Source organism: Vibrio sp. VGrn 2 (assembly GCF_009361695.1).
Classification (GTDB): Bacteria; Pseudomonadota; Gammaproteobacteria; order Enterobacterales; family Vibrionaceae; genus Vibrio; species Vibrio diabolicus.
Genome location: NZ_RBWD01000013.1, coordinates 65,883 through 79,118, shown reverse-complemented (window position 1 = coordinate 79,118; position 13,236 = coordinate 65,883). Strand labels below are relative to the sequence as shown.

Here is a 13,236-nt window from a genome sequence, read left to right as displayed (position 1 = left end):
AAAGTATGCATTCTGCAGAAATCATTCATTTCACGACTCAAGCATTAACCCTAGTTTTGTACTTGTCGTTACCGCCGATTTTAGTCGCAGCGTTGGTTGGTACATTGGTGTCGCTTATTCAGGCGTTAACTCAGGTCCAAGAACAAACGTTGGGGTTTGTGGTCAAGCTTATCGCGGTCATTATTACGCTGTTCATCACAACACAGTGGTTAGGGGCAGAGCTCCACGCCTTCGCCTCGCTTGCCATGGATAAAATTCCTCAAATACGATGAGTTATCACGACTTACACCAGGCTTTATTTTTGTATAGCCTGACGTTACCTCGGTTAATGGCATGCTTCATCTTTTTGCCTATTTTGAGCAAGCAAATGCTAGGCGGCACCATGGTGAGAAATGGTGTGCTTTGCTCACTCGCACTGTTTATATTTCCGATGATTAATCAGCAAAGCTTGCCCGCAGAAACCGACGGTATTTGGCTGATAGTGATTTTGGGTAAAGAGGTATTAATTGGGCTATTGATCGGGTTTGTTGCAGCTATTCCCTTTTGGGCAATAGAAGCGGCCGGATTTCTGGTCGATAACCAACGTGGTGCTGCCATGGCAAGTATGTTTAATCCAACGCTAGGCTCGCAATCGACGCCAACCGCAGTGTTGCTGACCCAAACGTTGATTACCCTGTTCTTCTCTGGCGGGGGCTTTGTCACTTTTATCTACGCGTTATTCAAAAGCTACACATCTTGGCCGATCGTGGACTTTTTCCCAACCGTTAGCGATGCATGGGTAAGCTTCTTCTACGCTCAATTTGAACAGCTTATGTGGCTTGGTGTGTTGATGTCCGCTCCATTAGTGTTGGCAATGTTTCTTGCTGAGTTTGGTCTGGCGCTTATCAGTCGTTTTGCACCGCAATTGAATGTTTTTTTCCTTGCCATGCCAATAAAAAGTGCCATCGCGAGTGTTTTACTGATCGTGTATCTCGGGCTAATGATGGATCACTTTGAAGTGCAATTTTATGGCATTACCCGATTCGCAGAACAACTCAATACCATTTGGCAATAACGCTTAGGATTCTTTATGAGCGCAGAAAAAACAGAGCAACCCACCGCAAAAAAGTTACGCGATGCCAGGCAGAAAGGTCAGGTAGCCAAAAGCCAAGAAATCGTATCGTCTGCATTAATTTTGGCGCTCATAATTGTACTGTTTGCGTTCGCCGATTATTACATGTCGCACATCTCAGCGCTTATTCTCCTACCAAGTAAGCTTGCTTATCAGGGCTTCCAAGATGCGCTAGTCGATGTCGCTATTGCCATCGCAAAAGAAATTGCCTATCTACTCGCCCCGATTATTCTGGTTGCTGCACTCGTCGCCATCTTTTCCAATATGGGGCAGTTCGGATTCCTATTTAGTGGTGAATCCGTTAAACCCGACATCAAAAAGATCAATCCCGTCGAAGGTGCCAAACGCATTTTTTCCCTCAAGAGTGTGATTGAGTTTATCAAGTCGATCCTTAAAGTCTCTCTTCTTTCCTGCATTATCTGGGTGACATTACGCGGTAACATCAACGCTTTAATGCAAATTCCAACTTGTGGGCTAGAATGTGTCCCGACCATTACTGGCGTCATGATTAAACAATTAATGATTATCTCTTCGGTAGGCTTCATCGTTATCGCTGCCGCAGATTTTGCGTACCAGAAATTTGATCACACGAAAAAGCTCAAAATGAGCAAGGACGAAGTGAAACGCGAATACAAAGAGATGGAAGGCAGTCCAGAAATAAAAAGCAAACGTCGTCAGTTGCACCAAGAGCTACAAGCCTCCAATCAACGCGAAAACGTTAAACGTTCTAATGTATTAGTTACAAACCCAACACATATCGCGGTTGGCCTTTATTACAAGAAAGGCGAAACGCCCCTGCCCGTCATTACCTTGATGGAAACCGATTCGGTAGCCAAACGTATGATCGCAATCGCTAAAGAGGAAGGCGTTCCTGTGATGCAAAAAGTCCCTCTTGCTCGCGCACTATACGCGGACGGCAACGTCGACCAGTACATCCCAAGTGATCTTATTGAAGCAACCGCTGAAGTGCTTCGTTGGTTGGCATCATTGGAGTCGGATAAGGCGCTGAACTAACATGATTTCGAGAGTAAAGGCTATCGTACGAAGAACGGTTATCACTTTTCTATACGTAATGATATTTTTAAATATGTCATCCTTCGCTATAGGTTTCAGCATATCGAATTTGCCTACTTTTGCTTGTCTCAATGAAGCACTTGGTTCATGAAAAGTCGTGTTTACTAACGTCAATAGTGGTACTGTACTGGACAGTTTTACTTTCACCTCTAAACCACCTAAAGCTCGGTAATAAACCACGCCAGCCACAACAAAGGTGGATTTTTGCTTGGGTTGATTTATTTATGCGCATATCTACCGAAAAGAAACGAACTCGAATCATCAAAGTTGCCACTGACCTTTTTATAAAACAAGGTTACAAAGACACATCACTCGATCAAATCGTCGCGATTTGTGGAGGCTCAAAGCAGACGTTATATCGCTATTTTTCGAACAAAGAAGGGTTATTTGTTGAAGTTTTAGCATACAATACCAAAACCAGCTTAGAGTCCGTCTTCCAGCTTGCCGACAAGCAATCGGAGCCTTTACAAGAAACATTGAATGACTTCGCCAAGAAGTACCTAAAAGGTGTATGCTCCAATCCTATGCTATCACTTTATCGGATCGTTTCGGCTGACTTCAACAAACATGATTCCGTACCAAATCAATTCTGGCAGACAGGGCCGCATCGCATTCATCAATACCTCATCGACTTTTTAAAGAGTGAAACTGTCAGCTCACAACTCGATGTTGAAAATGCCGACCTCGCTTGTGAGCAACTACTTGCATTAATTAAACTTGATTACCAGAACATGGCACTAATTGGCTTCGATTTTCCGACAGATGAAGAGTTAGATGCACATACGAAAAAAGCGGTCACCGCCTTCCTAAATCTATACCAAAGGTAAACTCACTGAATATAAAAGGGATCATCATCGCTCCCTTGTTGTTTCTATGGCTTAGTGAATCTCTCGCTTCGCCGCCAGTTTTTTACCGATTATTAAGATTGGCGCGAGAGCAAAGACCGAGATAATAAACATCAATAATGAATTACTCAGTGCGAGAGTGGTCGCCTGTTCTTTGACAACAGAACTAATTTGGCTCATTCCTAATGCCGAATTTGGCAAGTGTCCATGAGTCAGAATCGTACTGCTCAACGCATTTTTATAAGCACCAAAAGCATGATTCACATCATCTATCGTTCGGCCAATCTCTCCAGCAGCTTGTGCACTATGGCTTTGCATTACCCGTGAGAACACGGCACCAGCGATCACACCACCAATGGTACGAAAGAGGTAGAAATTGGCGATGCCTTCTAAACGCTGCCCGACCTGGAAGTACATCAAGACTGCAATGGTCACAGACACATTCAATAAGCCGACACCAAACCCACGCAACATCATCGGAACGGACAAAGATTCCGTACCAGCAAAGCTAGGTAACTGACTAAACTTATGTACCGAAAGTATAATCATCACCACACCAAACGGGACGACTGCATCCGCTAATGGCCGGCGGAAGTAATACACCAGCACACTGACTAGCATACCACCTAGCATGGCATAAAATGCCGGCAATTGGGCATATCCAGCATTAAGGTTGTTGTACTGCAACGCCATTTTCAAAAAGCTAGTAAACAACACATTGCTCGCCATAACAGCAAAACCTGCCAAAAAAGCGTTGTACATAAAAACATTAGTTTTCAACTTACTATGCAGCTGTATTGATGCTGTATTCAAAGGACTGGTTTTCACAAAGTAATACACCACTAATAAAGTCAGAGCCGCGGCAATCGAAGAGGCTTTACCAAACCTTTCCGAGTCAAACCAGTTGTAATAACTGCCTCTCATCAATAGAAATACAACGATACTTATTGTCAGGGCAAAAACTAAATAAAACCAACAGCCCGACTTGGCTTCGGCCTCGATTTGAATCGACTTAGGATTGTAGATGCATGCAATTACCAAGGCAGAGAAGTACAGCCAAGCCGACACGACACACAACAGTGACCAATCAAAGATTTCGACAATATTGGCCACTACCCAAGGGTAAGCGCCGATCGGTAGCAAGGTTGAAAATACTAGCGTTAAAGCAATAATGGCAGGTAGCCAACGCTGTTCAAAGAAGTGGAGCAAGTAAAGGTTTAATACCACCATTAACATGCTCATAAAAAAGCCACTCGAGAGCCAAGTCAGAGTGAACACCAGTTCTTGCTGTCCGCCCCAGTAAAGTACAAGATTGCTCGCTAGACCTACCAATAAAATGGCATGTAAGAGAATTAACGTACCCAATCTACGCACCAATATTGGTGTGAATATAAAACCTAATACCTGGGTAATCATAAAGCCGACTTTAACCAGAGCGACTTCATCGACAGATAAGCCTGACGTTGCCGCCATCTCATACGATAACTCGGTAAACATCACGGAGTTAATACCAAAAGCAGCAATCGCAAAAAGCGTCAAAATCAGCAGCGGTGAACGTTTTTCCATTGCAGTTAACCTTGTGCCGCGGTCTCGATCGTTACTTCTGCAGACAACCCCGGATAGACTCGTTGACTCAACTCTTGAGGGATCTCTAGCTCAATACGTACTGGTACACGTTGTACTACTTTTACGAAATTGCCTGTCGCATTTTGAGGTGGCAATAAACTAAACTGTGCACCAGTCGCCGGGGTTATCGAAGAAACACGGCCATGCAATGGATGGTTTGGAAACATATCCAATACTACTTCAACCTCTTGCCCAGGCACAACGTTCTCAAGTTGTGTTTCTTTAAAGTTTGCCTCTATCCAAACATAATCTGGCACCATCACGATGAGCCCCATTCCTGGTTGTACAAACTTGCCGACTTGCACTTGTCTATCTGCCACATAGCCATCGAATGGTGCACGCACCGTGGTTCTTTCCAGTGAAATATTAGCCAGTCGTAAGTTTGCTTCTGCTTTTTTACGCTGTGCTGTCAGTTGCAACTTCTCAGTCATCAATGTGTCGAGCTGTTTTTGCTCAGCAGCTAAGCCCAATTTAGCGGTTTCAAGATTACTGCTTGCTTCAATAGATCGCGTTTTTTGTGCTTCAAACTGATTTTTGCTCACAGATTGCTTTTGTACCAAACGAGAAAGACGTTGAAACTCCGCCGCTTGGTGTTCGGCATTTGCACTCGCGCGGCGAATACCTTGCTTCGCCTGCTCAATTTTCATTAACTGCATATCCGTTTTGATTTGATTTGCAGTAAGCTCAGATTTCGCAACATCTAGTGCTGCTCGAGCAATTTCTTGGTTGGCAATAAAGTCTTCATCATCAATGACAAACAAAGGAGTTCCTTCTCTTACCCACTGGTTATCTTTGACAAAGATTTCGCTTACTTGCCCCCCAACCTCAGGTGAAATGGCCGTAACGTCTGAATGAACATATGCGTTATCCGTCATTACAGTATTCGGCTGGTATAAGGCACAGCCAGCAGCAAATAACGAACCAACAACAAGCGACAAGGCGATAACTTTCTTCTTCATGTTTGAAACCCATTTTATGATTTTCACAAACTGTACTGTACCGTACAGTTTTAGTAAAGACACATTTGATCATTGCCAATCAAAAAGATCAATCTCATTGATTTATCATGAACTTCTTGAGAAGTGTGTTTCGAATGAAAAGAATTAAAATCTAACCATTTGTAATGTAAATAAAAAAACACATTTAAACTGAATAAATAAAGAGAGGACTGCAACTCCCCTACCTTTATTGAAGCTTGCTCCCCAACTCGGCGCATCAGTCGCAAACATTTGACTGGCCGAAGTTTTCGAAGCTACCTCACCAATTTTCATTAGCACCTCAATCTGACACATCAACCCAACGATAAGCACAAGCTAGTAGCATTTTCTTCAAACGAATTTGACATCGCCCAATATAGTTGTGTATACAACCATATTGTTCGTTCATGTTATTTGGTGAAATTTTCCATGTCCCAATACAACCATCATCAGTCTCTCGGTCACCTTACGGGGCTTGCTAGTCGTCTGTTTAACCGATTACTCACTACCCGTTTCAAAGATGCTGGTATTGATATGACAGCAGAACAATGGGGTGTCGTGTTGCTGTTGCGAAACAACGGTGCTCTTTCTCAAAGTCAGATTTGTGAACTGTTGTACTTAGAAAAATCGAGCGTCAGTCGCTCAATTGATGGGCTTGAAAAGCGCGGTTGGACAGAGAGGAAACCTTCGCCAACGGATAGTCGAAGCAAGTTAGTCGTGCTAACAGAAAAATCTTTAGACACCGTTGATACATGTGCAAATATCGCTTCGCTAGTACTGCAAGAAGCCCAACAGAATCTTGCTGATGCCGACCTAGACAACAGCAAACAGCAACTTTCTAGCGTGGTAGCGAACTTACGCAAGCTTAACGGACAAATTTAACTTATCAGCGTACGTTGCGACAGAAGCTGGTTTAACAGTCAGGCTCAACCTTGGAGAAATACGATGACAAAACGCAATGCTTTAATTACAGGTGGCGCTCGTGGAATTGGTGCAGCAACAGCAAAAGCACTCGCTGCAGATGGTTACCGAGTTTTTATCAACTACGTAAATAGTACTGCGGTCGCGGAAGCGTTAGCTCAAGAAATTCAAAACGCCGGTGGTGAGGCGTACACTTTAAAAGCTGACGTTCGAGATGACGCACAAATACAAGGAATGTTCGACAGCATCGCAAATGAACATGGTGGCGTTGATGTTCTTGTCTCAAACGCAAACATGAGCTTTACCGCTAAACCTTTCACTGAGCAGTCGTGGGAAGAGTTTGCACAAAAGCTCAATGACGAAATGCACGCTGCATATCAAACGGCAAAATTGGCGGTAGAAAACATGAAAGCCAACCAGTTTGGTCGCTTAATTTTTATCTCTAGCACCTTATCAGAAGCCCCTGCACCAAGCTTTATTGCTCATGGTAGTGCAAAAGGTGCACTTGATAGCTTTAGTAAATACCTCGCTCAAGAACTTGGTCCTTTCGGGATTACGTCTAATGTCGTTGCTCCGGGCCTTGTAGAAACAGACGCAACAAAAGGTGCTCCTGAAGAGTTTAAAGAAACCATTCGAATGTTCACACCAACGCAGAAAATTGCCACACCTGAAGACGTAGCAAACACCGTGAGCTACTTGGCAAGTGAAAAAAGCGGACATATCACGGGCACATACAATCCAGTATGTGGCGGCGCCTACCTACCATAGCGCCATTTGTGCCTCGCACACATACAAAGGCATGTACGCATGCCTTTGTAGCTTTAGGTATTGCTTTGCAACGCGCAAGCTTCCTTCATGGGCAGTTTTGTCTGAAGAAAAATAGAAAGTCCTATCTATTTCTTATAATCGGTGTATAGTGAGCTCAGCTCCTAACCGTGAGCTATTGATGAAATATTTAGTTCGAGTCTCTTCTTAGTTTTCTTTCGAGTCATTTCGTTACTCAACTCCTGTAGCAACTTATTCTTTATCTTCCATTAAATAGCCTCAGTTTTGATTTAAATACGAGCGAGAGTTAGCTCTCTTAGCATGGTTATCACAACGCGCTGTCTTTACATCGATAGGTTTATAAGGAATTTAACCTTATAAAAACAATCAGTAAGCGTCAAAATAAGACATAACGCGCATAGCCACTTCGTGTATATATCATCACTATTTAGGAATAGTCATTAGCGGTGAAATATATTAATCAGCGCGATGACAATGGAATATTTAGACTTAATTTAAACCATTTTGACTTCGTTATTCCTATAAAAGTAGAGGTTAATTAGATTGACCTTTAATAAACACGCTCTAGAGGAATAAAAATGAGAAAAAAACGAGACAGCTTTCAAAAAAAGAATAAAAAAAGCAATTATGAAGATAAATTTGAGTTGATGGTAAAAGAATACCACAGCGCAAAAGAAGTATTAGACGCAATGCCAGAAGGTTCGGCTGACTACGACAAGCAGAAAAAGCACTGTGAATCTCTATTTGCTAATGCCGAGCGCTTTTTCAAGCGAAATCAGTAGGCCAGTTTAACGCCTAGATAAACACCCGGCAAAACACAATATACGGTAAGGGAGCAGATGCTCCCTTACTTTCAATTAAACCCAACCTTCCGCTAAGTACATCAGTCGCAATTGACTTGGTGAGCCCAGTTTATCTAATGCATCCAACTGAGCGTCACTCAGGTTTGGGCATTTATCAAGGTATACTCGTCCATTTTCGGCATCAAGTGGCAGTTTGTAAGTCAACTTTTCATTGATTTGACTCGCCTCACCTTTATCGATCGCTCGAACCGCAGGCATGAGCCAATCCCAATCTTCGCCCAGCAGCTTTTTAAACGCACTATGAGCAGTTGCCTCAGTTTTGCTTGGCGCATCTTCTGGACTTAGCTTCAAGATAGAATCAACGTCAGGGACTAAGTGTTCACTTGGCTCTGAGCCCAACATCTTTTTCAACGTTAAGCGAGCAGCTTCCATCTCTTGTGCTTCTTTAGGCGCTTGAGGTGATGTCATCGCCGTGTTCTCTTTAGGGCCAAGGTACGCCATTAATGCGCGTACAGAAGCTGGATCTTGCATGCTGAAGGTAAAATCTCCTTTGGCATTAGAAACTTCAAGCCTTGGTAAGACACCAGACATCTCACCTTGCATGAGTTGCTCTTTGACTTCCGTATTTAACCCGTATGCTCCAGCTTGGTTCGCAACAAAGCCACCACCACTGATAATGCCAGTCGTGGCAGCCGAACCAATGGCTTCTTTTGCTATCGGCGTAACACCCGCTGTCGCTACGGAGCTCACACCAAAAGTACCCAAGCTCCCTGTCGCCATGCCCAATGTTGCCCCAACTGCACCTTCAGCTGATAACATTGCATGACCTTGAGCCAATGTTTGTTGCATCGGCATAGAGAGACGTTGGTCTCGCCCTGGAAGCTGCGAAATTTGCTCCAGCTGATGGTGGTAAGCTTCAGCATCGCCATTGACTGCCGCTTTGTGCAGCTCACGCCCTGTTGAAATTAATAGCCCTACGCCAGGCAAAGCTAGGTTGATGACAGCATTAACGCCAGAACCTTTCAGTTTTTCTTTGCCCATCTGTAACAGTTCGGCACCAAAACCATCCATTTTCCCCGGGTACTGAGCCTCTAAACTCACCTGCATACGCGGATCTTTGCTGATCGCATCAAACGTATTTTTAAGCTGCTGGTACGTATCGCTGCTCACCTTGACCTCATCCAACAAGCTGACAACTTCTAAGATTTTGCGCTCAGTAAGCGGCTCACCGCGATAACCAGAAGGGCTAACTAATGAGTAAGCTAGCAAGGCAACCTCAGGCTTTTCTTGTTTAAGTAGCGCCTGTTTCAAATCAAGGTGAGTTTTGATGTTTTCTTGGAAAAACTTAGTGTATTTGCTTCTCAACACGCCTTCGTGGATAGAAGCAAACTTGTGACCTTTGTGGAACGTTGAAGGTTCTTTTACCTCACCTCTTTTACTGATCACTCGGTCATCTTTTTGCGCAGCGACTGCACGAAACTGTTCTAGATCAGGTACTGGGCTTTGGCTGATTTTTTGCGTTGTATTGACCATTTTTCTCTCCTACACACGAAGTGATTGAACATGAGCTTGTTCATGATTAGGGGTGGTTGGAATCGCTTGATCCAACATTGCAAAACGCGCTTGCCACAGTTCAGTCTGTTCAATAACCTCATGAAACCAAGCAGTAAGATTCGTCGTGTTTAGGTGCTCAACTGGTTTACGTCCCGCTAAGACAAGCTGTCGACCATTTGGGGCTAAAGCAAGTGCAAGGCTGCCACTACCGATGCCCTGATAATTAGCATGAGCAAGAAGCTCTAAACCTTTTAGTCTTTGTTCGCCGGACTTTTCTAATCCTCCGAACGTCACGGACAACATTAAGTCATCCGTATCTGTCGCGATGAAATACAGCATGTAGCGGTCGTCGACCAGTAGCTGACAACGTTCATTGTCTTCAAAATTCAGTTCAGGTAACTCATTGAGTTGGCAAAACTCCAAGAGCAGTTGTTGAATCGTGTTCATAACTTTTTCCTTTTGTTTCAATAACTCTATTGAACAACGATTGCAGATTGAACGATGTCGGTAATGGCTTTATTTTTGTCACTTTTTCGCCTTCATTGTGAGGTTTTCCGCAGAAATCTCGCTCTAAAAACGAGTTGCCAGAGTAATCAAAAAGAGCAGCTCAGGGCTGCTCTTTTAATCAAGGTTAGCTGATTAGCATTATGTGTTTGCTTACTTCTTTTGCAGAGCGACTAACCCAGTTTATGACTATCAAAAATGACTTCTGTTGGCGGGAACATATTCGAAACAGGTGGTCGTTGCGCATCTCCAAACATTGGTGCACCGAATGCGGATGTGGCCCAAGGATCAACAATTTTCACATCCTTACTCCATGTTGAGGGATCTTTAATATCACTCCCCTCTTGTCGACCAACCAGTACATAAAGGTGTGTACCTGAATGACCCTTTTTAAACGCAACCACTTCGACTTTAGGCTCACCTTCAGGTGTGCCTGACATGCCTTGAATCATCTCAGCAGCGGCAGCAAAGGCAAATGTAGTACAGCAGCCGGCTTTCGCGTTTTGTACTGCCTTAGCAATGTTCTGTAGAGTGCTTAATTGCGGTGCGGTTCCTCTTTGTGCTGCAGCTTGAACTCCGTTTGCGGACATAGTCGCTCGTTGATCTTGCATGATTCGCGCTTGATTCGCGTGAAGCGCTTCTAATCTAGGCTTTCCTTTGGTTTCATAAAACTGCGAACCTTTTACACCAAATGTATTTAAGTCTGTACAGGCAAAATCACCAAGCTTTTGAAGGTTAGTTTTATGTTCGTTGATCAGCGCTACACTCGATGAGGTTTTATTCGCTTTAGAAGAAGAGGCCGTTTGTGCGGCTGGCCAATGTGAGCTAGGACCAGACGACAATCTCTCAAGATTTTTCAGACTACCGAGCGTTAACTTGTTTTCACCGTTCAACACATTTTGTAGCATCAGCTTCGCAACATCTTTAGGAATGCCCTGCTTCGTGAGCAGATTCACCACAATGTCTTTCGCTTTATTCTGGTGGCTAATACGCGCGCTGACGCTTTTATTTTTTGGGGCCCCTTCTTTAACAAAAATATCTTTGCCATTGTGCGCTCGAACCTCTTTATCGTCAGCTTGATTTTGTGTCGCCAAATGGGATGTTAACTGACTCAACGAATGCATGTGTGATGTATTAATATTGACCATGTTTGATGCCTTAAACCTGAATAAATGCGTGTACGTCTGTTTGACTAAAATCTACAACCGTATTGTTCTGAAATAGCTGAGCCCAAGTATCCACTAGCTCATTCAGTTGAATCATCAAGTTAGCAATGTTGGTGAGTTCACTCTCGGCCGCGATGGCAACCTGAAGAACCACATCTTTAGTAGTTGGATTAACGCAAAACTGCACACCGCCGGTTTCTCGATATAAGAAGTTGTATTCAAGTAAAACTTGAAGTTTGTCTAACGTAATATCCTCTTGTTCTATATGCAGGTTTTTAGAAATCAACAACTCGCCTTTTTCTTCCACGAGCAGAACATCGACACTGTTATTTTCAGCAAAATGCAGTGACCACATTTGATCGTCATACGCTGTCACGCGCTCAAGGTTCAGCACTTCTCCCAATTCAGAGAGAAGCATATTAATCTTTCCTGTATCCATGTTGTGTCCTGTCTAATTTAATATACCTAAGTAGCCTCGAAATATATGATGCAGCGAGACGACTTGGGTATAACGGCTTATTTAAATAAGCTCATAAGGATAAGAGCGATTTTATGGCGTGATAGACACAAGAGCTTTATTTAAACGTCTCAATTTTATTGCTATTAGCCGTTTTAGCGAGGTAGAAAAATGAAGAGTAAGTTGGATAAAGAAATAAGAAAAGAGCGGCAATCGCCGCTCTAAAATTGGAATAGAAGAGAAAAATTACTTGATGCCGTGAAGGCTGTTCTCTGCGTTCATAGCCAAAGGATTGAATGAGTCGTTACGAAGTTCTGCTATCGCGTATAGCATGCGTCCCATGCGACCGTTTCCATCGGTGAACCCGTGATACCCAATGACTCCTGCAAACAAGTGTTTACCCAGATCTTTATCCGCCACTGGATTTTCTTTCAAAAATCCTTCAATGTGCTGCTTTAGCATCCCCTCACCGCCAATACTTGAAGGCAAAGTACCACCCGAAATATTTGGCCCTCGGTAGTCACGTTCAACATCAGGTACCAATCGAGCGTGTAGCTCTTTTAAGTTGTCCATATTCAATAAGTCTTTACCATTAGACGCGTACTCTTTAAGTAAAGACGTAATGTTTTCGGCATCGTTTCCTTTAGAGTTAGAAGCATTAATGATCCACGCCGCAGCTCGTTCGACATTATCGGTGACGCCACTTTTGTTAAACGCGTCCTCTGCCAGTCCTTCAGCATATACACCTTGGCTTAGATCGGTGCTTGCTAGACCTTCGATATGGCGTTGCGCCGATTTAAGATGCATCACCTCCATATCAAACACCGCTTGCATTTGATTGATGCTACCTGCTGGATTTTTTTGCGCTGCAGATACACCACCGCCGTAGTCTTTTACTACACGTCCAGCAAGCGACTTCGCTGCACTTTCGCCAATCAGTGATGTGAGGTTTTTACCAGAATCGGTTTCTAGCATTGATTCTGTCATTGCTCGCTCCGCTAACTGGTTTAGCTCAGCAGAGTGCGATTGGACCGTTTTGCTATCCAATTTTGCGAATGCATTTAATACATCTGATGCGGTTTTTATGTTTCCATCTTTGAAGAACATTTGTCCATGCTCAACAGAAGAAGCAGCTCGTAAACGCTGAGCTTGGCCTTGCTCATTATCAAATACGGCTTTTGTAAGGGCTTTCGCAACCGATTGTGGGCTGCCTTCGCGAAACAGTTTTCCTGTCGCTTCAAAAAATCGTGCTACCGCACCATTAGTAGGATTGGCACGAGTAAATTCTTGGGTCGCTGCGTTGATTTGGTATTCTTTGCCACCAATACTCAGCTTGCCTTCGTTTAGTATCTCGTTGCGAGCTTGCGGCATGGCAGCCTGCAATGCGCTAACACTTCCAAAACTGATCATGT

At 43.7% G+C, this 13,236-nt stretch carries 14 protein-coding genes; 7 read left to right on the top strand and 7 right to left on the bottom strand.

The features are described from left to right. Positions 1-5 precede the first annotated feature (5 nt). The 4 genes from vscS to D8S93_RS19330 all read left to right on the top strand — a co-directional run bounded on the left by vscS (position 6) and on the right by D8S93_RS19330 (position 3,012). The gene (gene vscS, locus D8S93_RS19345) at positions 6-272 is read left to right on the top strand and encodes a SctS family type III secretion system export apparatus subunit VscS (RefSeq protein ID WP_152814910.1); all 267 of its coding nucleotides are present in this window, start codon (positions 6-8) and stop codon (positions 270-272) included. Beyond that, a complete protein-coding gene (sctT, locus tag D8S93_RS19340; RefSeq protein WP_031780447.1) occupies positions 269-1,054 on the top strand; it encodes a type III secretion system export apparatus subunit SctT in 786 nt (261 codons plus the stop codon). The genes vscS and sctT overlap by 4 nt, the downstream gene beginning before the upstream one ends. 15 nt (positions 1,055-1,069) lie before the next feature. Then, positions 1,070-2,125: a SctU family type III secretion system export apparatus subunit VscU gene (gene vscU / locus D8S93_RS19335; protein WP_152814908.1), complete on the top strand. Its 1,056-nt coding sequence runs from the start codon at positions 1,070-1,072 to the stop codon at positions 2,123-2,125. 284 nt (positions 2,126-2,409) lie between these two features. Further along, positions 2,410-3,012, top strand: a complete 603-nt coding sequence (locus D8S93_RS19330; protein WP_047009923.1) for a TetR/AcrR family transcriptional regulator — start codon at positions 2,410-2,412, stop codon at positions 3,010-3,012. 51 nt (positions 3,013-3,063) lie between these two features. On the opposite strand, the gene D8S93_RS19325 is transcribed toward D8S93_RS19330, so the two are convergent. Together D8S93_RS19325 and D8S93_RS19320 are read right to left on the bottom strand one after the other, a co-directional pair. Further along, positions 3,064-4,596 (bottom strand): MFS transporter, encoded by a 1,533-nt coding sequence (locus tag D8S93_RS19325; protein WP_152814904.1) that lies wholly within the window; start codon positions 4,594-4,596, stop codon positions 3,064-3,066. A gap of 5 nt (positions 4,597-4,601) precedes the next feature. Further along, complete coding sequence (locus tag D8S93_RS19320; protein WP_104974067.1) at positions 4,602-5,615, bottom strand: HlyD family secretion protein; 1,014 nt, start codon at positions 5,613-5,615, stop codon at positions 4,602-4,604. A 447-nt stretch (positions 5,616-6,062) separates the two neighbouring features. Here D8S93_RS19320 and D8S93_RS19315 point away from each other — a divergent pair, with 447 nt between their 5' ends. The 3 genes from D8S93_RS19315 to D8S93_RS19305 all read left to right on the top strand — a co-directional run bounded on the left by D8S93_RS19315 (position 6,063) and on the right by D8S93_RS19305 (position 8,122). Next, complete coding sequence (locus tag D8S93_RS19315) at positions 6,063-6,515, top strand: MarR family winged helix-turn-helix transcriptional regulator (protein WP_005395130.1); 453 nt, start codon at positions 6,063-6,065, stop codon at positions 6,513-6,515. A 63-nt stretch (positions 6,516-6,578) separates the two neighbouring features. Further along, positions 6,579-7,322 (top strand): SDR family NAD(P)-dependent oxidoreductase, encoded by a 744-nt coding sequence (locus D8S93_RS19310; RefSeq protein ID WP_109170228.1) that lies wholly within the window; start codon positions 6,579-6,581, stop codon positions 7,320-7,322. A 596-nt stretch (positions 7,323-7,918) separates the two neighbouring features. Next, entirely contained in the window at positions 7,919-8,122 is a 204-nt protein-coding gene (locus tag D8S93_RS19305) for a hypothetical protein (RefSeq protein WP_005395134.1), read from the top strand. 75 nt (positions 8,123-8,197) lie between these two features. On the opposite strand, the gene D8S93_RS19300 is transcribed toward D8S93_RS19305, so the two are convergent. The 5 genes from D8S93_RS19300 to vopS form a co-directional block, all read right to left on the bottom strand. Beyond that, positions 8,198-9,676, bottom strand: coding sequence for a cation transporter (locus D8S93_RS19300; RefSeq protein ID WP_104971775.1), 1,479 nt, complete (start codon positions 9,674-9,676; stop codon positions 8,198-8,200). A 9-nt stretch (positions 9,677-9,685) separates the two neighbouring features. Beyond that, complete coding sequence (locus D8S93_RS19295; protein ID WP_005395137.1) at positions 9,686-10,144, bottom strand: CesT family type III secretion system chaperone; 459 nt, start codon at positions 10,142-10,144, stop codon at positions 9,686-9,688. Between the two features lie 230 nt (positions 10,145-10,374). Then, entirely contained in the window at positions 10,375-11,349 is a 975-nt protein-coding gene (vopR, locus tag D8S93_RS19290) for a type III secretion system effector VopR (RefSeq protein ID WP_005395139.1), read from the bottom strand. A 10-nt stretch (positions 11,350-11,359) separates the two neighbouring features. Then, a complete protein-coding gene (locus D8S93_RS19285; RefSeq protein ID WP_031780449.1) occupies positions 11,360-11,806 on the bottom strand; it encodes a type III secretion system chaperone in 447 nt (148 codons plus the stop codon). Positions 11,807-12,070: 264 nt separating this feature from the next. Next, complete coding sequence (vopS, locus tag D8S93_RS19280) at positions 12,071-13,234, bottom strand: T3SS effector adenosine monophosphate-protein transferase VopS (RefSeq protein WP_152814901.1); 1,164 nt, start codon at positions 13,232-13,234, stop codon at positions 12,071-12,073. Between the last annotated feature and the right edge of the window lie 2 nt (positions 13,235-13,236).

Excerpts from the sequence above, each read along its gene's own strand:
- vopS (WP_152814901.1), bottom strand. The coding sequence starts at position 13,234 with ATGATCAGTTTTGGAAGTGTTAGCGCATTGCAGGCTGCCATGCCGCAA.
- vscS (WP_152814910.1), top strand. The coding sequence starts at position 6 with ATGCATTCTGCAGAAATCATTCATTTCACGACTCAAGCATTAACCCTA.
- D8S93_RS19310 (WP_109170228.1), top strand. The coding sequence starts at position 6,579 with ATGACAAAACGCAATGCTTTAATTACAGGTGGCGCTCGTGGAATTGGT.
- D8S93_RS19325 (WP_152814904.1), bottom strand. The coding sequence starts at position 4,596 with ATGGAAAAACGTTCACCGCTGCTGATTTTGACGCTTTTTGCGATTGCT.
- sctT (WP_031780447.1), top strand. The coding sequence starts at position 269 with ATGAGTTATCACGACTTACACCAGGCTTTATTTTTGTATAGCCTGACG.
- D8S93_RS19295 (WP_005395137.1), bottom strand. The coding sequence starts at position 10,144 with ATGAACACGATTCAACAACTGCTCTTGGAGTTTTGCCAACTCAATGAG.
- D8S93_RS19320 (WP_104974067.1), bottom strand. The coding sequence starts at position 5,615 with ATGAAGAAGAAAGTTATCGCCTTGTCGCTTGTTGTTGGTTCGTTATTT.
- D8S93_RS19285 (WP_031780449.1), bottom strand. The coding sequence starts at position 11,806 with ATGGATACAGGAAAGATTAATATGCTTCTCTCTGAATTGGGAGAAGTG.
- D8S93_RS19315 (WP_005395130.1), top strand. The coding sequence starts at position 6,063 with ATGTCCCAATACAACCATCATCAGTCTCTCGGTCACCTTACGGGGCTT.
- D8S93_RS19330 (WP_047009923.1), top strand. The coding sequence starts at position 2,410 with ATGCGCATATCTACCGAAAAGAAACGAACTCGAATCATCAAAGTTGCC.
- D8S93_RS19305 (WP_005395134.1), top strand. The coding sequence starts at position 7,919 with ATGAGAAAAAAACGAGACAGCTTTCAAAAAAAGAATAAAAAAAGCAAT.
- D8S93_RS19300 (WP_104971775.1), bottom strand. The coding sequence starts at position 9,676 with ATGGTCAATACAACGCAAAAAATCAGCCAAAGCCCAGTACCTGATCTA.
- vscU (WP_152814908.1), top strand. The coding sequence starts at position 1,070 with ATGAGCGCAGAAAAAACAGAGCAACCCACCGCAAAAAAGTTACGCGAT.
- vopR (WP_005395139.1), bottom strand. The coding sequence starts at position 11,349 with ATGGTCAATATTAATACATCACACATGCATTCGTTGAGTCAGTTAACA.